The sequence below is a fragment of the Cylindrospermum sp. FACHB-282 genome, from assembly GCF_014697195.1.
In the GTDB taxonomy this organism is placed as follows: domain Bacteria; phylum Cyanobacteriota; class Cyanobacteriia; order Cyanobacteriales; family Nostocaceae; genus Cylindrospermum.
Genome location: NZ_JACJRJ010000029.1, coordinates 59,392 through 82,054 on the forward strand (window position 1 = coordinate 59,392; position 22,663 = coordinate 82,054).

The following is a 22,663-nucleotide window of genomic DNA, read 5'->3' on the forward strand; positions in this document are numbered from 1 at the left end:
TCGGAATTATTGGAAAATGACTCTGGACTATTGACTTTTAACACACAATGATTTCTTTAGAAAATCAAATCGTTTTAATTACTGGCGCAAGTAGTGGTATTGGTGCTGCTTGCGCTAGGATTTTTGCTCGTGGGGGTGCAAAGCTGATTTTAGCAGCGCGGCGGTGGGAACGTTTGCAGCAGTTAGCTAATGAACTGAACCAACTGTTTGGCGGAGAAATTCATCTATTACAGCTTGATGTACGCGATCGCTCTGCTGTGGAATCTGCCATCTCTACTTTACCCCCAGACTGGTCTGACATTGACATTCTGATTAACAACGCTGGTCTGAGTCGCGGTTTAGACAAGTTGCACACAGGGGATTTTCAGGACTGGGAAGATATGATTGATACTAATATTAAAGGTTTGCTTTACCTTAGCCGCTATGTTGTGCCTGGAATGGTAAATCGTAGTCGCGGTCATGTCATCAATCTGGGTTCGATAGCCGGACATCAAACCTATCCCGGTGGTAACGTCTACTGTGGCACAAAAGCCGCAGTTAGAGCAATTTCTGAAGGCTTAAAACAAGATTTGTTGGGAACCCCTGTGCGGGTGACTTCCGTTGATCCTGGGATGGTAGAAACGGAATTTAGCGAAGTCCGCTTTCATGGCGATACTCAACGTGCAGCGCGGGTTTATCAAGGTGTCACCCCCCTGACTCCCGATGATGTTGCTGATGTGATCTTTTTCTGCGCCACGCGATCGCCTCATGTCAATATTAACGAAGTCGTCCTGATGCCAGTAGATCAGGCTAGCGCCACATTGGTCAATCGGCGAATATAAAATAAACCTAGGCAGAATACGGCCAACACTGAAAAAACTGGAGTGACGGTACTCACAGCCATTAACACAGCAAAAGTTCTGACAATTGTCTGCTTAGTGGCTTTTGCTTTCGTCTTCGCGCCCGCTTGATTCCGTTTATTTGGTAATCACTTTTGGTGCGTGTAGTATTGTAGTAGATAATTCATCTATCCAAAGAGATATCTTTGAAAGTCGCAGGTGGTGCAACATCTGCGATTTATGCTCAGAGTTAGTTGCAACTCATAATCATTTCAAGTATGATTTATTTGAGTAGATTGGATGAACAACCCGATAAATGAAAAGCTTGGCCAGCAGCTACACTGCAACCTAGGCGATCGCTAAAATTGAAATTCTAGAAGCATGGCTTGCTAAAGTCATCAGTCCTAAGAAGTAAGTAGTCGTACACCATTAGTTTTTAGTCTCCAAAGCAAGTTACCACAAAATGATTAATCTCAACTACCCAGATGCTAAAGAAATTGATTTAATTAAAAATCAGCCAGATTATGCAGCAAATAAATTAATTTGTTAATGGGTAAATGGCATTTACCACCCAACAGAAAATCTGATGATCAACAGCAGAAAAAACAATGAGTAACACACAAAAAAATGCAGTAGTCACTGGTGGAAATCGTGGTTTAGGATTTGAAACATCTCGCCAATTAGCTAAACAGGGATATCAGGTAATTCTCACCAGTCGGGATGAAGAAAAAGGCAAAGCAGCGGCTATTCAGTTACAAAACGAAGGATTAGATGTCATCTTTCATCCCCTAGATGTTAATAGTCAAGAAAGTAGTCAGCAATTAGCCCAATTCATCCGCCAGCAGTTTGGTAGACTCGATGTCTTGGTGAATAATGCAGGTATATATCTTGAGGTCAGAGGAGGAGACAATAGCATATTTAATGCTAAAATTGACAGTCTGAAACAAACACTAGAAACCAATGTTTACGGCGTTTTGCGAGTGACTCAGGCATTAATTCCATTAATGAAACAACAGAATTACGGAAGAATAGTCAATGTTTCTTCTGGCATGGGGCAGTTGACTGATATGCAGAGTGGTGCCCCTGGATATCGGATTTCTAAAACGGCTTTGAATGCCCTAACGCGGATTATTGCCAGCGAATTACAAGACACGAATATTTTAGTTAACTCCGTTTGCCCCGGTTGGGTAAAAACCGATATGGGCGGTTCAGAGGCACCGCGAACTCCAGAACAAGGAGTTGATACAATTGTGTGGCTAGCAACACTTCCTGATGGGAGTGCTACTGGTGGATTTTTCCGCGATCGCCAGCCAATTGATTGGTAAAGCCACATTAAAAAGATATATAAATAAAAATCATCGTTCCCGTCTATTTATCGGCTACCGACACAAAATCATGAGTGCAATTGCTACTATTTCTCAGAATCCATTACTCCAAGGCCTTGGTTTACCTCCCTTCACAGAAATTAAACCAGAGCAAGTAGAACCAGCCTTTAGCCAGCTGTTAGCAGAACTTAACAAACAATTGACCATCTTAGAGGCCAATGTACAGCCTACCTGGAGCGGGTTAGTAGAACCTCTAGAAAAGTTGACAGAACGGCTGTACTGGAGTTGGGGCATACTCAACCATTTAATGGGTGTGAAAAATAGCCCAAAACTCCGGGACACTTATGAAACGGTACAACCACAGGTAGTACAATTTATCAACACCCTCGGTCAAAGCCAAGCCATCTACAATGCTTTTAAGACACTCCGCGCCAGCAAAGCCTGGGAAACATTAGAACCAGCCCAGCAGCGCATTGTCGAAGCAGCCATCCGCGATGCAGAATTTTCCGGTGTTGGGTTAACAGGAGAAGCACGCGATCGCTATAACGCCATTCAGATGGAGTTAGCAGAACTTTCCACCAAATTCTCTAACCATCTCCTCGATGCCACCAAAGCCTTTAGCTTAACCCTAACAACCAAAGAAGAAATTGAAGGCTTACCCAACAGCTTACTTAGTCTAGCTGCCCAAGCTGCCCGTGAGGCTGGTGAAGAAAACGCCACAGCAGAAAATGGCCCCTGGCGCATCACCTTGGACTTCCCCAGTTACGGACCTTTCATGCAGCATAGCACCCGTCGGGATCTGCGCGAAAAGCTCTACAAAGCACACATCACTCGTGCTTCCTCTGGAGAATTGGATAACAACCCTTTAATTGAACGCATTTTAGACTTACGGCAAAAACTGGCAAATTTAATCGGCTTTAATAATTTTGCCTCACTCAGCCTAGCCAGTAAAATGGCCCAAAAAGTTCAAGCAGTAGAAAAGCTTTTAGAAGAACTACGACAAGCTAGTTATGATGCTGCTGTCCAGGACTTGGAAGCACTCAAAGCCTTTGCTTTATCTAAGGGAGCAGCAGAAGCTGCGGATTTAAAACACTGGGATATCAGCTTTTGGGCAGAACGCCAACGGGAAGAAAAATTTGCCTTTACCGTTGAAGAATTACGTCCCTACTTCCCCCTTCCCCAAGTGTTAGATGGGTTATTTGGGCTAGTAAAGCGCCTGTTTGGCGTCACCGTCACCCCTGCTGATGGTCTAGCTCCAGTCTGGCATGAAGATGTGCGTTATTTCCAAATTGCTGATGAAAACGGTACACCCATCGCCTACTTTTACCTAGATTCCTACAGCCGTCCCGCAGAAAAACGCGGTGGTGCTTGGATGGATGTATGCATCAATCGGGGCAAAACTACAGAAAATGGTGTGACTGCCATCCGCTTACCTGTAGCTTATTTGATATGTAACCAAACGCCCCCAGTAGATGGCCAGCCTAGCTTGATGACTTTCTATGAAGTGGAAACTTTGTTTCACGAGTTTGGACATGGCTTGCATCACATGCTCACCAAAGTTAACTACACCGCCGCCGCAGGCATCAATAATGTAGAGTGGGATGCAGTGGAACTGCCCAGTCAGTTTATGGAAAACTGGTGCTATGACAGACCAACTTTGTTTGGTATGGCTAGACATTACGAAACTGGTGAACCCCTACCAGAGCATTATTATCAAAAGCTGCTAGCAGCACGTAATTATATGAGCGGTTCTGCCATGTTGCGGCAAATCCACTTGAGCCGGGTTGATTTGGAACTACACCACCGCTATCACCCTGGTAGTGATGAAACCCCCGCAGATGTCCGCCATCGCATTGCCAAAACTACTTCTGTTTTGCCACCATTGCCTGAAGATGCTTTTTTATGCGCCTTTGGACACATTTTTGAAGGTAGTTATGCAGCCGGTTACTACAGTTATAAGTGGGCTGAAGTCCTGAGTGCTGACGCTTTTGCCGCTTTTGAAGAAGCAGGGTTAGAAGATGAAGCAGCCTTACAAGCTACCGGTAAACGCTACCGTGATACGGTGTTGGCCTTGGGGGGTAGTAAGCATCCAATGGAGGTATTTCAAGCCTTTCGGGGACGGGAACCGAGTACAGGGGCTTTACTTAAGCACAATGGTTTGCTAGCTGCGGTTTAAAGTTTAGTAGCTCTTTGGGTCTTCGTGGTTAAAAAAGATTGTGAACCACGAAGGCACGAAGTAAGAAAAATCTTAAACAATTGATGAATTATTTAGGATTGCTATATATGTTGATTGGTGCGAAAGTCCCCCTCTTGTGTGACTCTCGGAAAACAATAATCGAAGGCAGATTTTGCAACTCTAATTTAATCAAGGTTTGGAGCTTTATTTTTTTGTGAGAAAAGAAAATTCATAGCCAAAAAGTGAAAACTAAAGTCCCGTAAACCTTTCAGCTATTGCATTATCCCAAAGTGGTAGAAGAGGGGGATTTGCTTTGAAGATTAACTGTCTTATCTGTCTGTTGTTTAGTTGAATTTGTCTTAATCTTTTCTTGTAATTTTCTCAAAAAAATAGTATAGTCTTCAAAAAGAAAACTAATTATTGGGAATAAAAAATAATGGCGACTACAGAGAGATTGAAAAATTTTACTATTCTGCATTCAAATGATATGCATGGAGACTTTCTAGCAGAAGCTAAAGGTGCTGATGGTAATCTTATTGGCGGACTGTCGCTACTTTCTGGATACCTCAACAAAGTGCGCCAAGAAGAAAAAAATACGCTCTTCGTAATTTCTGGCGATATGGTTCAGGGGTCAATGATTGATACTGAATACAAAGGTATTTCAACCATAGAAATTATGAATTACCTTGCTCCTGATGTAGTGACTCTAGGGAACCACGAGTTAGATTATGGGTTTCCTCACTTACTTTTCCTAGAAAAGATGGCAAACTTTCCCATCGTGAATGCCAACTTATATATTAAAAAATACAATAAACGACTGATGAATCCTTATCTGATCCTCAATGTAGATGGATTTGATATTATGTTTATCGGAATTGTAACTGAAGAAGTTCTTAATGCCTTAAAACTTGACACGAGTATTAGCACATTTGTTGGGCTAGAAGATGCTGCTGCGGAAGTAGGTAAAATTTGCGATACCTATAAAAGTGAGGACATTGACCTAACAATTCTCTTGACGCACATCGGGTTTGAAGAAGATAAAAAACTAGCTGCACTACTAGACCCAGAATGGGGTGTGGATATAATAATTGGTGGTCACTCTCATACACTTTTAGAACAACCAGCGCAAGTCAATAACATTCTAATTGCACAAGCTGGGGTTGGCACAGACCAAATTGGACGTTTTGATATTACAGTGGATGACAATACTAACAGTATTGTCGAATGGAAATGGCAACTTATCCCTGTGGATAAGAATCTTGCAGAGCCAGATGCTGAACTCGAAAAGTTTATCGATACCTTTAAAGAAGAGGTAGATCGCAAGTATAATCGACTCATTTGTCGATTAGCACGTAAATTAACACATCCCAAGCGTGAAGTAGAAACTGACTTGGGTAACTTAATTACTGATATCTTGGCCTCTTCAGCTATGTCTGATGTAGTTCTTATCGGTAGTGGTTCAATCCGGGGAACAGAGTTAGGGCCTTTAGTAACATTAAGTGATCTGAAAAAAGTTTACCCTTATGATGGGGCGCTCTACAAATTTAAAATTACTGGTGAACAGTTCACTAAGATATTCTCATATATCATGAGTGCAGAGAATAGAATACCCGGTGAAGGTAATTGTTTTCAGGTAAACCAAGGAGTTAAGGCAGTTTATAGTGATGCTGAGGGAAAGCTGGAATCTTTAAGCATTAATGGAAACCCTGTGCAAGCAGATAACCAATATACCATCTGTCTCCAGGAATATCATTACAAAAATTCTGTTCTAACTCTAAACATAGCAACTGAAGAATTGACAAAATTAGGCAGCGCGAAAGTAGTCACCACATCTGCTCAGAATGTACTTGAAGAATACTGTAGCTCAAATCAAAATCTTAACAGCTATATTGAAGGACGATTAACCTACAAATAGCTAGTTTTGACAAAGCAGGTCGGGATTTTCCCGATCTGTAATTTGTTGATATCCCTCGGTATGAAGATGATATTTTCTCAGGAATTATTTAAGATTGCTATATAATAATAATTTTCTTTAAAATTTATGTACTTTTTGGATGAATCATCTGTTTTACTGAATTTTTTCAGAAACTTTTTTTGCAATACTTAACTAAGTTCTAATTAAATAAAAAAATTAAATATAGATTAAAAATGATAAATAACATCATATTTCGTGAAGTTTATCAGGCAAAATTAGAAGTATGCTTAATTTATCGAAAGCCTAGTTGAAACTTAAAGTAACAAGGCGCAAACAAACTTAAACATTCATTAGTATTTTGCTCCTAAGTTTGGTTTGAGTGCTAATGACTAAAACTAAAGTTTATTTGTGCTGGTTTACTGACTAGGTTGTTAAGCAAGGTGGAGAATATCTATTCTGAAGCTCAGAACTAGCAGCAAAAGCCCAAGAAACCTTAACAACAATTACGTAAAATGATAGACAAAATTTTGCTGGCTGTCTCTGGATTGGGACATGCGGAAGAAATGCTCAAAACGTTGAAAGATTTGCCATCAATCCAATCTGCAAAGGTTACAGTTTTGCATGTTGTGCCTAGCCAAAGTACCACTGAAGCGATGACGGCTAAATGGGAAGAAGGTGGCAAGATTCTGGCTAATGCTATTGTGTCTTTGAATTTAGACCCTAGCCAGGTTTCTTCAATTTTACGGCAAGGCGACCCCAAAGATGTAGTTTGTCAAGTAGCTGACGAAATGGAAGCTGACTTGATTATTATGGGTTCACGGGGACTGAAGCGGCTGCAATCGATTTTAGCGAACTCAGTTAGTCAGTATGTTTTCCAATTGTCTTCTCGCCCCATGTTGCTAGTTAAAGATGACATTTATGTCAAAAGAATTAAGCGCGTTATGGTGGCAATAGACAATTCAGAAGCTGCCAAGAAGTGCTTGGATTTGGCTTTGTTTATGCTGCGGGGTGTTCCGGAAGGTCAGTTAGTTTTGGGTAATGTAACTCAGGAGTTAGGCGGCAAAAAAACGGAAATTACGGAGATTAAGCCAGATAAAAATTCCCCTTTGTCCGCCGCAGTTGCAGCAGCCGAGAGACAAGGTGTGTCAACTCGTTGTGTTCGCAGTACTGGCAAACCTGGTGAAGAAATTTGTCGCTTGGCAAAGGAATTGAATATAGACTTATTGCTGCTCGGTTCTCCAGATCGTCGTCCATCTATTGCTAAGAGTTTTGTTGATATAGACCGACTCCTGGGTGCTTCTTTGTCTGACTACGTTCGAGTCAATGCCACTTGTCCAGTGTTGTTGGCGCGGACTGCGGCCTAAGATCAAAATAGAGTCAGTATTGGTTAAATAAAAACCCCTGCACCAGTGGTGTAGGGGTGATTTTTTTGGCAAAAACAGTATTAACTATCTTTTCCGCCTTCGCGGCTGGCAGTTTGGATGTAAAGAATTAGTAAAAACACGGTGGGAACTAGTACGAACAAAATGCTCGCTACGAACCCTAGCTCATTAACTTGCATGGCAAGAAAGCCTCTCTGTGATTTCCGGTCAACAACTTTAGAATAGCATCATCGATGACAGAGTTAGCTCAAATTTTCTGCTGCCGCCAATGCTAAGTGGGTTTAAACCTAAAAAATTAAGGTTTTGTGACTACACTGACTGGGCCATTGACTAAGGTTTGACAGGCGAGGCGGTAATTTTCGGGCTTTTTCTTAAATTTCTTGTTTTCTACATCTGTTCGGGGGGAAAGATTTTCGAGTCCTTCGACTATCTCGACAACACAAGTGCAGCACTGTCCGCTGCCACCGCAATTAGTCATCTTGCTCAAAAAGGTATATATATCAATGCCATTTTCTACAGCTTTGAGTCGGAGATTAGCACCATCTGCCGCCACTATTTCTTTATTTTCTTTTACAAATTTGATGTTGCCCATAACTAATCCCTTTCTGAGTGGTAGGTGTGGCTTGTAGCTTTGTCTTGGCTAGGCTTGATATGATATTTCACTTATATTATATGAATATGTTGCAAAATATTAAGAGATAAGAAGTTTAGCAAAAATGGTCATGCAAAAAAATAGGACAGGTATATTACCTGTCCTGGGAATTTTGTAAGAGATTAACTTACCTAAACCCCACGGCTGCTTGCCAAACAAAAGCAAGCAACAAGAAGAAGACGGGAATAACTGGGAGAACGTCTACCAAGGGGTCGAAGATTTGGTAAGCTTCCGGCAGTTTTGCTAATAAAAGTGCTGCTTCCATGTTCGTTTAAATCCACCTATCCAACACAGCTTTCATAATTGAGAAATATCTTAACATGGTTTGGTGACTGGTCAGTGGTCATTAGTTATTGGTTATTAACTCATCATCTGCTGCTAATTCAGGGGAATTGAGCCAGTGACCAAATTCTGTGGCGAAGCGATCGCCTAATATTGCATCTCGGATCTTTTGGGTAAAGCGAATTAGTTCGGTGATGTTGTGAATGCTCAACAAGGTATAGGCTAAAATTTCTTGCGATCGCACTAAATGCGATATGTAGGCGCGGCTGAAGTTTTGACAAGCGTAACAAGGGCAAGTTTCGTCTAAGGGCGTAAAATCATCTCGAAATTTCGCATTTTTCAAATTCCAGCGTTCACCTGAGACGATAGCTGTACCATGTCTGGCCCATCTTGTGGGAATCACGCAGTCAAATAAATCCACACCAGCGGCGATGGCGATCGCCATTTCTCGATAAGTACCCACACCCATCAAATAACGCGGCTTATCAGGTGGTAACAGTGGTGCTGTTGTTTGCACAATCTGTGCCATCAATTCTGGTGGTTCTCCCACACTCACACCACCAATGGCAAATCCTGGCAAATCTAACTTAGCTAAAGCTGTTGCTGCCTGACTGCGCAGATCCAAATACACGCCCCCTTGGACAATGGCAAACAAGGCCTGATCACTGCGTTGATGAGCTGCCATACAGCGTTCTAACCAGCGGTAAGTGCGCTCAGTAGCCGCTTCTACCTCTTGGCGCGTAGCTGGGTAGGGCGGACACTCATCAAATGCCATAATTACATCCGCCCCCAAAATACTCTGAATTTCAATCGAGCGTTCTGGCGTTAAGTTAATAATTTTGCCATCATGAGTGGAGCGAAAAGTTACACCCTCTTCTGTAATTTTCCGCATTTCACTCAAACTAAAGACCTGAAACCCACCGGAATCTGTGAGCATCGGCCCGTCCCAACCCATAAACTTATGTAACCCACCACCACCAGCGACAATTGCCTCTCCTGGTTGTAAGTGGAGATGATAGGTATTGGATAAAACCATTTGTGCTCCAGTGTCCCTGAGTTGGGCTGGAGTAATAGTTTTGACATTTGCCAGTGTCCCCACAGGCATAAATCTTGGGGTTTCTACAGGGCCGTGAGGAGTATAAAACACACCCGCCCTAGCTTTTGTCTGGCTACAGCAGGCCAGACATTCAAAAGAAAAATTAGCGCTCAAAGTAAAAATAATACTATTTGGCTAAATTATAGACCGAATTGACATTCTTCCCGGACTAACTACGGCTGTTGCTGGGGATTAAAGGCAGTTGTGACAACGGGGTTCAACCCCGCAATGCCTAGTTCCCAAGATGGTTTATGATTTGCTTTATTAGAAGGAATCGCCGCTGTCGTCGTCAATTTCTGCATCCCATTTAGCCGAGAGCACTTGCTCCATCATCGCTTCTATAGCGCTGGTGTTGAAGTTGCGCTCCCGTCGCTCTTGCAGGGGGGTCGAGAGGGGAATTAGCCGTAAACACATCCCTTCTTGCATCAGATCCAAGTAGGTTTCTTGCTGCGGGGACTGTTTGAGTTCCAGGTAATCAAAACTATGAACATTCAGATACAGGGCATTGTTAGCAACTAGGGTAGATCTTTGCGGATTAGAAAACACTTCCATTACATCCCCTTCTCCCTCGCTCAGTAGCTGGTCTTTCTGGGTATATGTATAGCGAACTCGACCTAAATCAGTCAGTAATCGCCGCATATCGAGCTTATTCACAATGATGCCCGTGTTAATAATACACGGTGCTGGTATCCTGGTGTCGGGTAGATGGTGACTCATAGGAAAATAGCGATTGAGGGAAGGTGAGTGACAACACAGCTAAACATTTTATTGAAAAGCTTGTTGACTCCCTACATTAAAAAAAATACCAATTTTGTAGGGCGACCGACTAATAACATAGAGTAAGTTATTAGTTACAGAATAAAAAACAAAACGATCCCTGAAGAAGTTGTGACTTTTTCAGTCAATTATAGTCTCGTTCCAATTAATACCGAAAAGTTTTTTGAAACACTGAAAATAGCATAACAAAATTTTTCCTGTGAATCTCTGATACAGGTAAATCTTATCTAAAGCTTTAAAATCTACTACTGTTTGTTGTGCCGGAATTAAGAGCGTCATTCCCTCGCATATTTAAAATGTATGTAACTCATTATGACTAACCTGTTGCAGTGGTGGAAATATCTATGGTTAAAGATGGCGGCGGCGATTATTTTTTATACGGCGATTCCCCTACCCTATATAAACGGATTAGACTTCGGGGGGGTGGCGCGTCTTGCTCCTGGAGTCGGGCTGATGATTGGGGGAATTTTAGGGTTATTGGATGGGGTGATGAATTTTCTGGGGATGCCCGTATTTACTCGTAGTGGTTTGGTCGTAGGTGTTTGGATAGCGATTACGGGAGGGCTGCATTTAGATGGGGCAATGGATACTGCCGATGGTTTGGCTGTGGGTGATCCAGAACGGCGGCTGGTGGTGATGGCTGATAGTGCCACAGGTGCTTTTGGGGCGATGGCGGCGATCGCATTAGTGCTGCTAAAAACAACTGCTTTGATAGATTTGTCAGAAAATCGCTCTTTAGTGCTAATGGCGGCTTGTGGGTGGGGACGTTGGGGACAACAAGTGGCGATCGCTCGATATCCTTACTTGAAACCCACTGGTAAAGGTGCCTTGCATCAAGAAGCCATTACTTCACTCCAGGATTTGTTACCAGGACTGTTTTTGTTGATCGGTTTGAGTGGTTTAATTTTGTTGCTATATCCCAAGGGTTTATTTTTGGCTGTGGGGATGATATTTGCTGGAAGTGCGATCGCCACTCTAACTGCCGCCTGGTTTAATCACAAACTAGGTGGACATACAGGAGATACTTACGGCGCAGTCGTTGAGTGGACTGAAGCCCTATTTCTCTGTGTACTGACCATGTTCTAAGAATCTCCAGAAGGAATACGTTTGTACTATTAACCTTTGGGGGATTTGGGAATTTAGACGCGGCGACTTCTGCCACCGCGATTAATTAGGGTGCAACAGCAAAGAGTTTGTTCGGTGGCAGGAGTTGTCCGGCGGCTAAAAGCGTAGCGGTTCCCAAATCCCCTTCTTCACCAAGATGTTTCGCGTGGCTCTTTCTTTATGACTCGGTTTTCTAGTACAGTTCATTGGTTACAAGGCACGTTTAATTTTGATTCTAAGCTAGAAGCTCAGAATTTGATTAAGGTTTTAGCAAGCTCTTGTCAGGATGAATTTGCCGAAGAAGGGTCAATTAAAAGAGGCGTGAAATTTAGTTGCAGTTTCCGTAGTACCAGGAAAATTATACTTGCTGTGAATTATCCAATTTTGCATGCACAAGGTTATGGCTGGTTATCTATACCTGGTGGTGTTTTTGATGCAATTGAGTTTGATTCTATTAAAGTAATATTTGAAACTTTGTCTGGGCTGAAAAATTGGAAGTGTACCAGGATAGATTGCGCTTTAGATGACTTGATGAAAAAAATTACTCCACGAATTGTTTATCAAGAAGCATTAAGAAGTAACTTTTCAGGATTTAGGAACAAACCAGTTTTTGATGAACGTGAACAGCGGTGGCGAAGTCCTAGTTACTCGCTTTATTCATCTCTGTACACTAACTCTGATGGCAATAGTACAGAAGCACTAAATGTGGATTTTGGTTCAAGAACATCTAATAAAAGTTGGCACTGTTATGACAAGACCGCACAATCCGACGGCGAAAAAGACTGCACCAGAATGGAAGTTAGATTTAGAGACGAAAATAGCCACAAAATATTTGATGAATTATTAACTTGCTTGAATGATAAAAAAGTATTCTACTTACATTTAGGACAAATTGTAGCAGGCGCAATCTGTTTTGTGGATAGAACAGATGAGGATAAGCATTTAAGTAGGTTAGAAATACTTGATTTTTGGCAGGAATTACTAGACGAGATTGGGTCTGTTAAATATCCTGTTCCTAAGAAAGAAGTGATTTTGGAAAATTCTGTAGAATGGGCTGCCAAGCAGTGGGAGACCACTTTAGCGATACTTTATGAGGTTTGTGGTTTAGAGAATGTTATGATTTTTTGTACAGAAATGATTGCCAATGGACAATCTCGTTTAGAAGATAGACATAAAGCAATTGTTAAGAAAGCCAAACTTGAGGGATTTGATTTAATTAAGTTTTATAATCTAATAAATTCTAGATGACATAGAAGTATGACAGCTATTAGATGTGCGATGATTGGCTATTATATGGGGATTAAAACTGGTATAGCTAAAACAGGGAATTCCTGGAGTGCTTTACAGTTTAGATGTGACGAGATTTATAAAGGTATGGAGTTAAAATCCGAGCAATTAACGCAACCCAATGTATCAGTTTTTGATAAAATTGTGGAGCCTGGGTGTGACGTAACACAGCTTCTAGTTGGTCAAAAATATCAGTTAAATGCTGCTGTTGAAAGCAGCACTAAAGGTGCAAACTGGCGATTAATTGCGTTTAAGGCATTAACATAATTAATATTCACGCCGTTTACCGTTAATAGTCATATTGCCGCCGCTGGCATTATGCTCACAGAGCATATCATTTGGGTTTGTGAAGTCAATGTTAGTACATTCTTCTTTTTCTGATTCTAATAAATAAAAAGGAGGACAGGAATGACTTAATTGAGAACGGTGCTGACCCTCTTTGCCATAGATTCCATTAGTATAGCCTTCGTAGAAATAGCCTAAATAAGTAGCTGCATAATAATATACGCCAGAACGAATAGTTCTGTTTGAAAGAGAAAATTCATGAATTACAGCTTTGCCAGTAACCGGATCACGGGCATTATTAATGTCAAAAAGCCATATAAGAAAGACATTAGAATTGTCTTTAGAGTAAAGTGGTTCTCCGGTGGAAACATGTTTAACACAATAATATAGGTAATAACTACCAATATTTTTACGAGTGGGGGTAGTTGGAGGTATTACAACTTCTTCTTCATACCAGCAATTAGAGAGATCGCCATCATCACAAACCCACCCAGCAAAAGCTGTTGAATGTGAGATTAAAGAGGAAAAACCAATTGATATTACAAGTAAGGCATTTTGTAATTTATTAATAAAGAATCTATTTTTTATTAAAATATTCATACCAAGAAGTGGAATTATTAGGATTTTGAGGAATAGAACGATAAATTGGTTGGCGATTGCAACCAGTAATGACAGGAACTTGATATTGGTGCTGAATATTGGTTTGTAGTTGGCTAATAAAGTTTGCATACTGTGTTCGTGATACAAAGCTCTTACTAGGGAAAGATTCAACTTTTCTGATTGCTTCTGCCCATCTGCCGCAGGAAACATCCATTTTTAGTAGGTGGTAAATTTGCTGGTTTTGAATATTAGGAGTGACATTTGGTACTGAAGGGATAAGAGGAACTGAGGGAGACCCAACGCTTGTAATTGCAGCAGATGCTGAACTAGTGACTAAAAAAGCGGCGATTTGTGATTTCATAATTTAAAATAGGGAATATTCTCGATTGTATTCGGGCTTTGGTAAAAATTATTAGAGTTTTTGTTTATGTGAGCATCAGTAGCTATACTGTCGTGCAGTTCTTTGATAACAAGCAATGATGAATTATTGAAACTGTCTGTACCATCATTCAATATCCCGTTAAAGCTTACTTGTTGAAATGTAAACTTGTAAATTGGTGTTTGTATTTCAGAAGTAATTTTATCTAATCTGTTAAAGCTGCTAAATGCCTTAAACAATTGAATATCTTTCTCGCCTATGGGAGCAATGCGTATTTTTTTGGCGTAATTAAACCAAGTTTTGATGAAACCCATGATATTTAGGCGGCGCGCTTTTAAGTCGTTCAACCATAGTTCATAAGTACTACCTCTAAAATAGAAATACATTTTTAACAAAAGTCGTTCATTTCTTAGGGTTTTATCGTATTTGGACATTCCGTTTGCATGGATAAAAAATTGTGTTAGTTGTCTAAATTGAACATCTACGTGCGTGTCTACCTGGGCGCACCAGATGACGTCTACACCGTCGTGTCTAGATAAACACAAGTCTGCTAGAACATTTGATGGAGTGTTTCTGAAGTTACGCGAATTGAAAAATATTTGTGCTTCGTCCACAGCTACAACTGTGGATTTTCTGGAGAATATTTGTAGGAGTTGTTTGTGGTCTGACAGCTGTAGGCATACTACCTGATTTGTATCAATCAGGAATCCAAGCCAGCCATAGTTCATCATGGATGCATATTTCCGTAAGGCTTTTAAATTTACTGTGAAATTGAAAACTAGGCGTTTCTGTTTGTTGTTTGCTAATTCGCACGAATATGCTAGAAGTTCTAGTGATTTACCACTGCCGATTTCACCGAGTATTCCTGTAATGGTCATATAAACGGTATTAATTTGTATACTTTAATAGATACAATTATTAAGAGAATAGAGATAATTGTTGTGAAAATTTCATTGATTACTCCTCCTCCAATTAAGGGAAAAGTATTATCAAGTGATGTGAGCATATTATTAAAAAGATTTCCTAGCCTTAGTGGTTCTGGCGTTGATGGGAAAAAGACAAAGACAAATGTTAGGATTTTGCAAGTAAAAAAAGAAACAGTCCCTCCTGGGTCAGTAATAAATCCAAGTATTATGGATATTGGCAACCAGAAGTTGCGAACTACATTCCCAATCCATATAAGTGCATTGATTATTTGTTGCATTTTAAAGAGTTAGTATTGCAGAGATAATAAAAGACATAATTACAGGGTATTTTAATACGGAAATTATAGAAAGTAAAAAGCAGGCTTCAAATTCAATGCCAGCGGGCGTATTTTCAAAAAAAGTGATTCTTGGGCAATTGTCTGTTGCAGGGCTAGAGTTGGTTGTCCCTAGAATATCAAAAGGGAATTTATCAATTAAGGCTTCAGAGGCGCATTGCATGATATTGGTTGATTCATATTGTTTTTCGGGTATTGCTCCATCTGGTGGGGATTCAAATGATGGAGCCGGGATATCCTGTGCTTGAGATGGTAAAGAAAGTAAAAAAAATGTCAAGCCTGAGAAAATAAAAATTTCAATAGATTGTTTAAGAGTAATTTTTTTCATAGTAGGTTGATGGGTTGGGACATACCCCAACCCAATAAATTTAGGCGTGTCTCAAAATTGATCCAGCGATCATGAGTGCAAAGCTGATACTAAACGGTACAATTACGATGGCTACACCAGTATCAGCGATGCCCGTTAGCATTTCCATGCCTTGGTCTACGGTCGTTTTTGCAGTGGTTAAATCTGCTCTAGCAGGTTGGGCAAGGCTAAGGACTGATAGAGCGATTCCACCAAGTATTAACAGTTGATGTTTAATTTTCATGGCACTAAGTTAAAATGTTCATTGCTAAAGTGGTGTTTGTTGCAGGGGGGTGCGCGACCCAAGGGGATATACACTGCTAGTATTTCGCTCTAATGAAAACTACGAAAAGTGTAACTAATAGAGAAAGACCGAATACGCTTATTCCTACTGAAACGCCCCATTCGCTAGCTGGCTGTAATTTAGATTTAAGCCATTCGTTGGTGGTGCTAACGTCAAATTTTGCTACTATTACTGGTTCATTTATCATTTTATTTGCCTTTCATTGATTCTAAAAATGCGTTTATAGCTCTCCATCCAACTATGCTAGTAATCCAGATCATAATAGTTGGCCAGATAAAAGCGATGGTTTCATTCATGAATTCTCCCGCGGGTTTTAATCCGATAACCGCGCCGTTACCATCTTGGGTTGTGGCGTTGGGATATTGAGCAATATAAAACTGATGTTTCATTTTTTTTTGACTATGATTGTATTTTTAGGTCGTTTAGGTTTTGAATTGTTCCTTCGCTCTATAAACTGTAAAATAATCCAGAGTATTACTGTGATTGCAAATACGATTGGGGCAATTATAAATCCTGATTTAGTCATAGTCCCATATAGAATATTTTGGTCATTGCCAGCATAACGAAATTAAAAGCTACCCATTGGAAAAGTACAAAAAACAGTGAGAGATATGATTTAGTTAAGTCAGTAGAATCAGCCGTTTCACTAGACCAGCAGTAATTTATTGAGTCAGGCGTTGTTGTTGTTGAAACAATTTTAAATCCAGTAGTATCAGAATTTGAGTTGATATTCTTAGTTAGAGCATTTATATAAGTAGCGCCAATTTCATCATCTAAAGATGGAGAAAAATAGAGGTTGTTGCATTTTGTAGCTGCCAAACAAGGCGCTGTCCATATCAACAAAATCAACAAACAAATTAAAGCGTAGAGAACAATTTTTGAAGTATAGCGAATGCCCACAATATTATGTAAACAGTAGCGAAAATGGTATAACTTGAATCTATTAGATACTGGACTAATTCAAAGGACTCGGATAGTGTCAAGGGGGAGAAATTTATGGTTCCTAGCATTTTTACAGAAAAGATTCTTGCAATTTAGAGTAGCAAATTTTTTTTGATGTCACTTTAACCCCCCCTTTATTAGTGTCTAAGCTTAGGAGGAGTGTCTGGTTAAGTAAGAATTTATACATCTAAATCACCAATTTTATAGAGATACGCAATCTATCCCCTAGCCGGGCCCCTCTGGGTGGCTAGGGGTTTTTGCTATCCATAAAATGGACTTTACGTGTAAAACGTTTCTCAGTGAGGTTAGAACCCTGTCTGGTAATACAGGGTTCGATTGACAAATAAAAAAAGCAATGCTTTTTCTGTAAGTATTCTAGGCATTATTAAAAAAGCTGATTGTCTAGTAAAAACAATCACTATACGTTTAGTGTTTAAATATCAGTACCGTTGTTACTGCACTCGCTTTTGAGCCAATGGTGAATATTGTTGCACGATGTTTTTTGTGCGATCGCTACTTTATGATCTTCCAATCCTTGAAAACCCAACTCGCCAGCTGGCAGCGCTGGCTGATGATGAGGCACCGGTTATGTGCGTGACTGGTCAATTATTTTTTCAATTTCTGCTGGAGATTTACCAAGTGCGATCGCATTCTCCACCACCTGCTTTTTCTGTTGAGCGATCGCACTTTTAACATTGCCGCCGGGAATATGAGTGTGGTGAATTTTTCTGGTAGTGCGCTCATACCAGCAATAGCGAAAATAGTAGTGCTTTTTCTGGCTGCGAACTACGGTATATTCTTCGATCCACTGCCACTTTTTGTTGTGTTCTGTGTGTTCTGGAAGCGCTGCAATGCTGATTATTGCGTCTTCCAGAACACTAATTTTATTCCAATAGGGGTCACGGGTGATGGGCTGCTTTGTAGATTCAACGGTAGACAGGTCGAATAACTCTAACTGTTTACTTGAAAGTTTGGTCATTTTAAAAGGGAGTAACGTTAGTGTGCTGCTCCTGGTCGCAGTTTTCTTGGTGAATGGGTGTTTGGAGTTTATCTTGTTGATAATGAGTGATCATCGTTGTTACACCAAAGGCAATTGATGCTGTAGCAGTAGTTAGATGTCCGATTCCGATTCCTAGCAAAAAGTTTAAGAGGCGGGTGTGTGTTTCGGTAGACATGGGTTTAGGGTTAAAAGTGAATTTAGGGAGATGCGAGAAAATGTTGCTTTCCCTGGTTAAATTAAGAATTGGCAGCTTTGCGCTTGGTAGTGAGGTTTGACTGCACCAAGATAAATGGTGATAAATTCGCCGTGGCGGATGGAGGTTTTAAGCCACGTTTTTTGCGGCGGTTGGCTCGTTGGGCCAGATTAGGAGTTTTACCCATGTTGATTATTGGTGGTTGATAGGTTTGGACTTGAGTTAGGGAGCGGATGCGGGAAGCTGTTGCTTCTGGTGGTGAAGTTGGTGATTGCACTTTGGTAACTTGCACCATTGCCAGCTTTGCGCCTGGTGGTGAGGTTTGACTGCACGAGAAGAAATGGTGATAAATTCGCTGCGGCGGGTATAGGTTTCAAGCCACGTTTTTTGCGGCGGTTGGCTTGTTGTGCTGTGTTAGGCGTTTTACTCATGTTGATTATTGGTGGTTGATGGGTGTGGACTTGAGTTATGGAGCAGATGCGGGAACTGTTGCTTCTGGTGGCGAAATTGTGATAGTTTCCCGTGTTTCACTAGACCACGCCAACCAGCTTGCCGCACTTTGTATGGCAGCGAGTCTGTCGGCGTAACTCATATTCTCAATCTCAATCCAAACTTGTTCAGGTAAATCAAATTTTTTTTTGTCCGTTCTGTTGTAGTCTGACGGACAAGTGGTGTCAGCGATTGCTGCAATTAGGACTAGCAGGTATTCTTCCATCAAGGGATACAACACGGTTGTGTCTAATGCTTTGGTTTGGTCATTCATAAGTTTTGAGGGTAATTGGTAACCGGTGATTAGCGATCGCATCCCACCTCCCAGGGCGATCGCAATTTTGGTAATTTGCACCAGTTGCATCAATGGCAGGAAAGTTTAAAGTGATGGAACATTGCCAGCGGGTGAACCACCCCGGTGCGATCGCTAATTTGTCACTGGTGAAGCTGTGGTAGTTTCTCCTGGTGGGAGTTGCTGCTGGTGAAAGTTCAAGTGATGGAACATTGCTGGCTGGTGTTGGGTAGCCCCCAGGTGCGGCGGAAAGTACCTAAGCAAAAAAACCGCTCTAACCTGGAGGTAGAACGGTTTATAAAATTAATTTTCCTCTTCAAATAACCTTAATATTTCCTTCTCAAGGTTATCTATTTCTGTAAACACCTTTTCTTGATGAGTTAAATTTTCATCAAGTCGGGCTCTAAGTCTTTCTTCATGTGCTTTAACATAAGCCAGATGAGCAGCCCGAATATTCCTCAACTGGCTTAACATTTTCCCAGTAGTTCCTGAGAGCGGAGTCTGTCCAGTTCTTTCAGTGATGTTCTGGCTAAGTGCGCTATCAGCTTGGAGCGAGTTGTCCCCAACTGTTGAGCTTTCTCCTCCAATAGCTTCCAGTCCTCCTCCTCTATTGGAATGGTCGCATTCACTAGATTGCGCGGCTGATCCGATTTGGGTCTGCCTCTCTTTTTCATGGGAATTTTCAGTCATGTGTACATCCAAATTATTACACGTGAAAAAACAAGAATAAAAGGGTTGACTATAATTGTCACACGTGATTATAATTAAAGCAACACGTTTTTAACACGTGATTAATTACTTAGATTACCCACACCAGGAAAAAAGGCACTTTGTAGCCACCAGCCAACGGAACTGATGAAGAGTTACCCGGCTAAATTTGTCCTGCGCTGCGGTGTAGACCTGACCTGATGCTAAATGACCATGAAAAACCAGTGCCCTAAGTGTGGCTCAACCTCTGTGATGAGCAAGCCTCTTAGCTTGTTCTTTTGGGTGTGCCTTAGTTGTCGGCATGAGTATGTACCAACAAACAAAGGAGAAAAATAACTTGGCAGTAACAACAGTTGAAGAGTTAAGAAAACAACTTGAACCATTTGAAGGTCAAGAGTTAGTGGTTGCTACTAGCAACGGCTTTTCTTATGCAATCAAAGAAGTCACACTCAGCGATGTTAATGGCGATGTGAATCTTGTCATTGAAAATAGCGTTGCTGCTGATGACGACAGTGACGAAGTTTACCAGACGACCGAAGAATAGTTAATTTCTATTCTTTAAACCCAATAGAAAAAGGAGACGCCATACCCGACTAAAACAAGGAAGTTCCAGAAACACAGTGAACGCCCCAGCGCCTTTTCTGGGGCATTACTTCAAAATTTCTGAAATTTTAAATTCCCATCCTTGCGCTAGTTTTGTGCTAGTGCATTACTTACCATGACATCTACCAAAAAACAACAATATTGGGGCGTGTATTGCAAAACTGGTGAATTGTTAATTAAGTTCAAACAAAAGTACAATGCTCAACTTCACCTAGCCAAAATTGAAAGTTTATTTAATCGCAGGTTATGGGAGGTAAAACCTGTTGATTAAGCCTTTAGGTTATTACTCTAATCATGAATTAGTACAACGGATGCAAAACGACTTTGGTAACTATTTGGAGGAATTAACCGGACAAGAAAAGCTTTACTTGATTTTGTCAATTAGCGAAGGATTATTATCAGAGGTCGCAACTTTAAGAAGGAGGAAAATTGTGTATAGTTATGGGCGAGAGATTGACACCTTGCCTAAAAATGACCGGGAAGCACTTTTAGAGCCATTAGCTATTTACTTACGAGAAATACCTAGTGCAGAATAACCAGTTAATCAACATTGGTTTTTACAACACTGTGCCTCTTAACCGAGTATTTGCGATTGTTGGTTCAGGTTCTAATCCAATTAAGCGGATTATTAACGATGCACGAGATAGAGGATAACTAATAGATGCAACTTGCGGTCGTCGTACTCGGTCGGTGATTATTACTGACTTAAATCATGTAATTCTCTCACCAATTCAACCGGAAACATTAGTAAATCGCTTTGTAATTAAGGAGATTTGATTGATGCCAGACACCCGCAACTGGGCTGTTACCGCTCAAGATGGTTCAATTGTTGCTCGCTACCATGACCAGGGTACTGCCATGATGCACCTGCAACAATTACGAAAATGTTCGCGTTCTCAGAAATGGCAAGTTAAACAATTGGTACGCTGATATGCACATTATTTCAATACCGACTATCTGGAGTTGTAAAACTCCTCATTGTGGTTGGCTGAACCTCGCACAAGTTAGACAACTGCGTGTCTGCAATAAAACCCAATCTGTAACCGTTTGTGTTACTTGGTCAAATGGGTTTAAGCAAGTTTTTACAGGAGAAGATGCTAAGGCTATTATCAGTTCTTGGCAAGAGGCCAGTAATAAATACACTCACCAATCAGAGGAAGTAAACAATGCCAGTAACTAAAACTATTACAGTTCGCCGCCACCAAAATCTGGGGGATTACTCTAACAAAACTCTTGAAGAAACAATTCAATTAAATGAAGGGGAAGACCCAGAACAAGAGCGTTTAAATCTTCAATTAAAGATTGAGCGGGCAATTTATGAAGATGTAACTAATCGTGTTCAGAAGGAAATCAGCGATTTAAGAGCAGAAAAAAGAGCGCTTCGTGATGAAATTAGTCAGTGTGAAGAGCAACTAAAAGAATGCAAGGCATTAATTAATGAACAGAAACAGGTGTTTACTGATATCTTTAGTCTTCTTGACAAGGCTGAATCAAAGGGTGAATCAATTGATGATGCCCCAACTTTAATTATTGACCTTGAGGAGGTTTACGGGGAAGCAATAACATCTGATGAAGAATTGCCGGATTTAGAAACTTGTAGTTCCGACCTGATGATTCAAACTCATGAAGATGAACTTTATTAATTAGGTGATAACATGAGTGACGGTTCAAGATGGTTCAATAAGATTCTCATTGATAAGCATGAGTATTTAGCTAAATTGTGTGCATTAGGATTGGCTGTTCAACAATTGTCCGAGCTTTCTGGAAAACCACTTGAACATTGGATGACCTATTTAGACACACACGCAATTACTCCACTGCATCTTTTAACTCCAGAACAAGTTGATGCAGCTATTCAACAATATCAAGAGGCGAAAAAGAAATCATGACAACTAATGTTGAGACATTTCTGATACAGAAAGAAGATTATGTTTTGAGTATTTTATCCTTTGGTGTTGCGGTGCAAATGTTACAGGGTGTAACTGGTGGTTCAAGGGATGAATTATCTAGTTACATCGCACAGCAAGCAATGGCACAACTTGATGAATTAACCCCAGAACAAATTCAAAAAGCTGTTGATGGTTATTTCCAAGCTAAAGCATTGGGTAAAGACGGAACTGCTTACATTAATTACACTACGGGAGATTTTAAGTTTCACGTAACCGCCTGATGATGGCTACTTAACCCACGTAGCCGAAACACTGCCCCTTGGCGGTGTCGCGGATTGGGTCAGTACAACTTGATTCGCCTTTGGTCAAAAGCCAAAGATGGAAGTAGCAGCAGTAGCACGTGTTTTTTCATAGAATTGACCGCAAGGTTTCCCAATTTCATGAGCTCACTACTGCTGTATATTTCCCCCATATTTGGGCTTAAAAGTGAATTGATAACATCAATTTTGGAAGATTCGTGGCTTGTATGTATGGGTTATTTGTGCAAAATATTCTTCC

At 40.7% G+C, this 22,663-nt stretch carries 33 protein-coding genes and 1 pseudogene; 17 read left to right on the top strand and 17 right to left on the bottom strand.

Annotation, left to right across the window (positions count from 1 at the left end):
* Window positions 1-47 precede the first annotated feature (47 nt).
* From H6G32_RS15965 to H6G32_RS15985, 5 genes are all read left to right on the top strand, one after another.
* A complete protein-coding gene (locus H6G32_RS15965) occupies window positions 48-821 on the top strand; it encodes an SDR family oxidoreductase (protein WP_190460004.1) in 774 nt (257 codons plus the stop codon).
* A 605-nt stretch (window positions 822-1,426) separates the two neighbouring features.
* Window positions 1,427-2,143 carry an SDR family oxidoreductase gene (locus H6G32_RS15970; protein ID WP_190460006.1) on the top strand — a complete coding sequence of 239 codons (717 nt, stop codon included), beginning with the start codon at window positions 1,427-1,429 and terminating at the stop codon, window positions 2,141-2,143.
* A gap of 70 nt (window positions 2,144-2,213) precedes the next feature.
* Complete coding sequence (locus H6G32_RS15975; RefSeq protein WP_190460057.1) at window positions 2,214-4,319, top strand: M3 family metallopeptidase; 2,106 nt, start codon at window positions 2,214-2,216, stop codon at window positions 4,317-4,319.
* A 436-nt stretch (window positions 4,320-4,755) separates the two neighbouring features.
* On the top strand, window positions 4,756-6,234 hold the full coding sequence (locus H6G32_RS15980; protein WP_190460008.1) for a bifunctional metallophosphatase/5'-nucleotidase: 1,479 nt from the start codon (window positions 4,756-4,758) through the stop codon (window positions 6,232-6,234).
* Between the two features lie 512 nt (window positions 6,235-6,746).
* Complete coding sequence (locus H6G32_RS15985) at window positions 6,747-7,598, top strand: universal stress protein (protein ID WP_190460010.1); 852 nt, start codon at window positions 6,747-6,749, stop codon at window positions 7,596-7,598.
* A gap of 80 nt (window positions 7,599-7,678) precedes the next feature.
* Here the strand turns inward: H6G32_RS15985 and psbM are convergent, their stop codons facing one another.
* The 5 genes from psbM to H6G32_RS16010 all read right to left on the bottom strand — a co-directional run bounded on the left by psbM (window position 7,679) and on the right by H6G32_RS16010 (window position 10,363).
* Window positions 7,679-7,795: a photosystem II reaction center protein PsbM gene (gene psbM / locus H6G32_RS15990; protein WP_015209425.1), complete on the bottom strand. Its 117-nt coding sequence runs from the start codon at window positions 7,793-7,795 to the stop codon at window positions 7,679-7,681.
* A gap of 116 nt (window positions 7,796-7,911) precedes the next feature.
* Entirely contained in the window at window positions 7,912-8,208 is a 297-nt protein-coding gene (locus H6G32_RS15995; RefSeq protein WP_190460012.1) for a 2Fe-2S iron-sulfur cluster-binding protein, read from the bottom strand.
* Window positions 8,209-8,395: 187 nt separating this feature from the next.
* On the bottom strand, window positions 8,396-8,533 hold the full coding sequence (locus tag H6G32_RS16000; RefSeq protein WP_006195022.1) for a photosystem II reaction center protein K: 138 nt from the start codon (window positions 8,531-8,533) through the stop codon (window positions 8,396-8,398).
* Between the two features lie 81 nt (window positions 8,534-8,614).
* The gene (gene tgt / locus H6G32_RS16005) at window positions 8,615-9,760 is read right to left on the bottom strand and encodes a tRNA guanosine(34) transglycosylase Tgt (RefSeq protein ID WP_190460014.1); all 1,146 of its coding nucleotides are present in this window, start codon (window positions 9,758-9,760) and stop codon (window positions 8,615-8,617) included.
* A 150-nt stretch (window positions 9,761-9,910) separates the two neighbouring features.
* Complete coding sequence (locus H6G32_RS16010) at window positions 9,911-10,363, bottom strand: hypothetical protein (RefSeq protein ID WP_190460016.1); 453 nt, start codon at window positions 10,361-10,363, stop codon at window positions 9,911-9,913.
* A 372-nt stretch (window positions 10,364-10,735) separates the two neighbouring features.
* Here H6G32_RS16010 and cobS point away from each other — a divergent pair, with 372 nt between their 5' ends.
* The 3 genes from cobS (at window position 10,736) to H6G32_RS16025 (ending at window position 13,081) form a co-directional block, all read left to right on the top strand.
* The gene (gene cobS, locus H6G32_RS16015) at window positions 10,736-11,509 is read left to right on the top strand and encodes an adenosylcobinamide-GDP ribazoletransferase (protein ID WP_190460018.1); all 774 of its coding nucleotides are present in this window, start codon (window positions 10,736-10,738) and stop codon (window positions 11,507-11,509) included.
* 198 nt (window positions 11,510-11,707) lie between these two features.
* Entirely contained in the window at window positions 11,708-12,775 is a 1,068-nt protein-coding gene (locus H6G32_RS16020) for a replication initiation factor domain-containing protein (RefSeq protein WP_190460020.1), read from the top strand.
* 9 nt (window positions 12,776-12,784) lie between these two features.
* Entirely contained in the window at window positions 12,785-13,081 is a 297-nt protein-coding gene (locus H6G32_RS16025) for a hypothetical protein (RefSeq protein ID WP_190460022.1), read from the top strand.
* Here the strand turns inward: H6G32_RS16025 and H6G32_RS16030 are convergent, their stop codons facing one another.
* The 3 genes from H6G32_RS16030 to H6G32_RS16040 are packed head-to-tail and all read right to left on the bottom strand — an operon-like array spanning window position 13,082 to window position 14,956.
* Window positions 13,082-13,699 (bottom strand): hypothetical protein, encoded by a 618-nt coding sequence (locus tag H6G32_RS16030; protein WP_190460024.1) that lies wholly within the window; start codon window positions 13,697-13,699, stop codon window positions 13,082-13,084.
* The gene (locus H6G32_RS16035) at window positions 13,677-14,060 is read right to left on the bottom strand and encodes a hypothetical protein (RefSeq protein WP_190460026.1); all 384 of its coding nucleotides are present in this window, start codon (window positions 14,058-14,060) and stop codon (window positions 13,677-13,679) included. Before H6G32_RS16035 ends, H6G32_RS16030 begins: the two co-directional genes overlap by 23 nt.
* On the bottom strand, window positions 14,057-14,956 hold the full coding sequence (locus tag H6G32_RS16040) for a zonular occludens toxin domain-containing protein (RefSeq protein ID WP_190460028.1): 900 nt from the start codon (window positions 14,954-14,956) through the stop codon (window positions 14,057-14,059). Before H6G32_RS16040 ends, H6G32_RS16035 begins: the two co-directional genes overlap by 4 nt.
* 63 nt (window positions 14,957-15,019) lie before the next feature.
* Between H6G32_RS16040 and H6G32_RS16045 the strand changes: the two genes are divergently transcribed.
* A complete protein-coding gene (locus H6G32_RS16045; protein WP_190460030.1) occupies window positions 15,020-15,295 on the top strand; it encodes a hypothetical protein in 276 nt (91 codons plus the stop codon).
* On the opposite strand, the gene H6G32_RS16050 is transcribed toward H6G32_RS16045, so the two are convergent.
* From H6G32_RS16050 to H6G32_RS16090, 9 genes are all read right to left on the bottom strand, one after another.
* A complete protein-coding gene (locus H6G32_RS16050; protein ID WP_190460032.1) occupies window positions 15,284-15,667 on the bottom strand; it encodes a hypothetical protein in 384 nt (127 codons plus the stop codon). The genes H6G32_RS16045 and H6G32_RS16050 overlap by 12 nt on opposite strands.
* Before the next feature lie 40 nt (window positions 15,668-15,707).
* Complete coding sequence (locus H6G32_RS16055; RefSeq protein ID WP_190460034.1) at window positions 15,708-15,929, bottom strand: hypothetical protein; 222 nt, start codon at window positions 15,927-15,929, stop codon at window positions 15,708-15,710.
* Window positions 15,930-16,177: 248 nt separating this feature from the next.
* Entirely contained in the window at window positions 16,178-16,378 is a 201-nt protein-coding gene (locus H6G32_RS16060; protein WP_190460036.1) for a hypothetical protein, read from the bottom strand.
* Between the two features lie 133 nt (window positions 16,379-16,511).
* Complete coding sequence (locus H6G32_RS16065; protein WP_190460038.1) at window positions 16,512-16,889, bottom strand: hypothetical protein; 378 nt, start codon at window positions 16,887-16,889, stop codon at window positions 16,512-16,514.
* A gap of 628 nt (window positions 16,890-17,517) precedes the next feature.
* The gene (locus H6G32_RS16070; protein ID WP_190460040.1) at window positions 17,518-17,910 is read right to left on the bottom strand and encodes a hypothetical protein; all 393 of its coding nucleotides are present in this window, start codon (window positions 17,908-17,910) and stop codon (window positions 17,518-17,520) included.
* Window position 17,911: 1 nt separating this feature from the next.
* A complete protein-coding gene (locus H6G32_RS16075) occupies window positions 17,912-18,106 on the bottom strand; it encodes a hypothetical protein (RefSeq protein ID WP_190460042.1) in 195 nt (64 codons plus the stop codon).
* Between the two features lie 61 nt (window positions 18,107-18,167).
* A complete protein-coding gene (locus H6G32_RS16080; RefSeq protein WP_190460043.1) occupies window positions 18,168-18,419 on the bottom strand; it encodes a hypothetical protein in 252 nt (83 codons plus the stop codon).
* A gap of 171 nt (window positions 18,420-18,590) precedes the next feature.
* Window positions 18,591-18,977 carry a hypothetical protein gene (locus tag H6G32_RS16085; RefSeq protein ID WP_206757969.1) on the bottom strand — a complete coding sequence of 129 codons (387 nt, stop codon included), beginning with the start codon at window positions 18,975-18,977 and terminating at the stop codon, window positions 18,591-18,593.
* Window positions 18,978-19,208: 231 nt separating this feature from the next.
* Window positions 19,209-19,595 carry a hypothetical protein gene (locus H6G32_RS16090; protein WP_190460045.1) on the bottom strand — a complete coding sequence of 129 codons (387 nt, stop codon included), beginning with the start codon at window positions 19,593-19,595 and terminating at the stop codon, window positions 19,209-19,211.
* 319 nt (window positions 19,596-19,914) lie between these two features.
* On the opposite strand from H6G32_RS16090, the gene H6G32_RS16095 reads away from it, so the two are divergent.
* The 8 genes and pseudogenes from H6G32_RS16095 (at window position 19,915) to H6G32_RS16130 (ending at window position 22,386) form a co-directional block, all read left to right on the top strand.
* Window positions 19,915-20,157 (top strand): hypothetical protein, encoded by a 243-nt coding sequence (locus tag H6G32_RS16095; protein ID WP_190460046.1) that lies wholly within the window; start codon window positions 19,915-19,917, stop codon window positions 20,155-20,157.
* A 322-nt stretch (window positions 20,158-20,479) separates the two neighbouring features.
* The gene (locus H6G32_RS16100) at window positions 20,480-20,752 is read left to right on the top strand and encodes a hypothetical protein (RefSeq protein WP_190460047.1); all 273 of its coding nucleotides are present in this window, start codon (window positions 20,480-20,482) and stop codon (window positions 20,750-20,752) included.
* Window positions 20,742-20,993 (top strand): annotated as a pseudogene (locus H6G32_RS16105) (DUF370 domain-containing protein). The gene H6G32_RS16100 and the pseudogene H6G32_RS16105 overlap by 11 nt, the downstream one beginning before the upstream one ends.
* A gap of 3 nt (window positions 20,994-20,996) precedes the next feature.
* A complete protein-coding gene (locus tag H6G32_RS16110; protein ID WP_190460048.1) occupies window positions 20,997-21,146 on the top strand; it encodes a hypothetical protein in 150 nt (49 codons plus the stop codon).
* A gap of 1 nt (window position 21,147) precedes the next feature.
* A complete protein-coding gene (locus H6G32_RS16115) occupies window positions 21,148-21,396 on the top strand; it encodes a hypothetical protein (RefSeq protein WP_190460049.1) in 249 nt (82 codons plus the stop codon).
* A complete protein-coding gene (locus H6G32_RS16120; RefSeq protein WP_190460051.1) occupies window positions 21,383-21,859 on the top strand; it encodes a hypothetical protein in 477 nt (158 codons plus the stop codon). The genes H6G32_RS16115 and H6G32_RS16120 overlap by 14 nt, the downstream gene beginning before the upstream one ends.
* A gap of 12 nt (window positions 21,860-21,871) precedes the next feature.
* Window positions 21,872-22,105 (top strand): hypothetical protein, encoded by a 234-nt coding sequence (locus H6G32_RS16125; RefSeq protein ID WP_190460054.1) that lies wholly within the window; start codon window positions 21,872-21,874, stop codon window positions 22,103-22,105.
* Window positions 22,102-22,386 carry a hypothetical protein gene (locus H6G32_RS16130; RefSeq protein ID WP_190460056.1) on the top strand — a complete coding sequence of 95 codons (285 nt, stop codon included), beginning with the start codon at window positions 22,102-22,104 and terminating at the stop codon, window positions 22,384-22,386. Before H6G32_RS16125 ends, H6G32_RS16130 begins: the two co-directional genes overlap by 4 nt.
* Window positions 22,387-22,663: the final 277 nt, after the last annotated feature.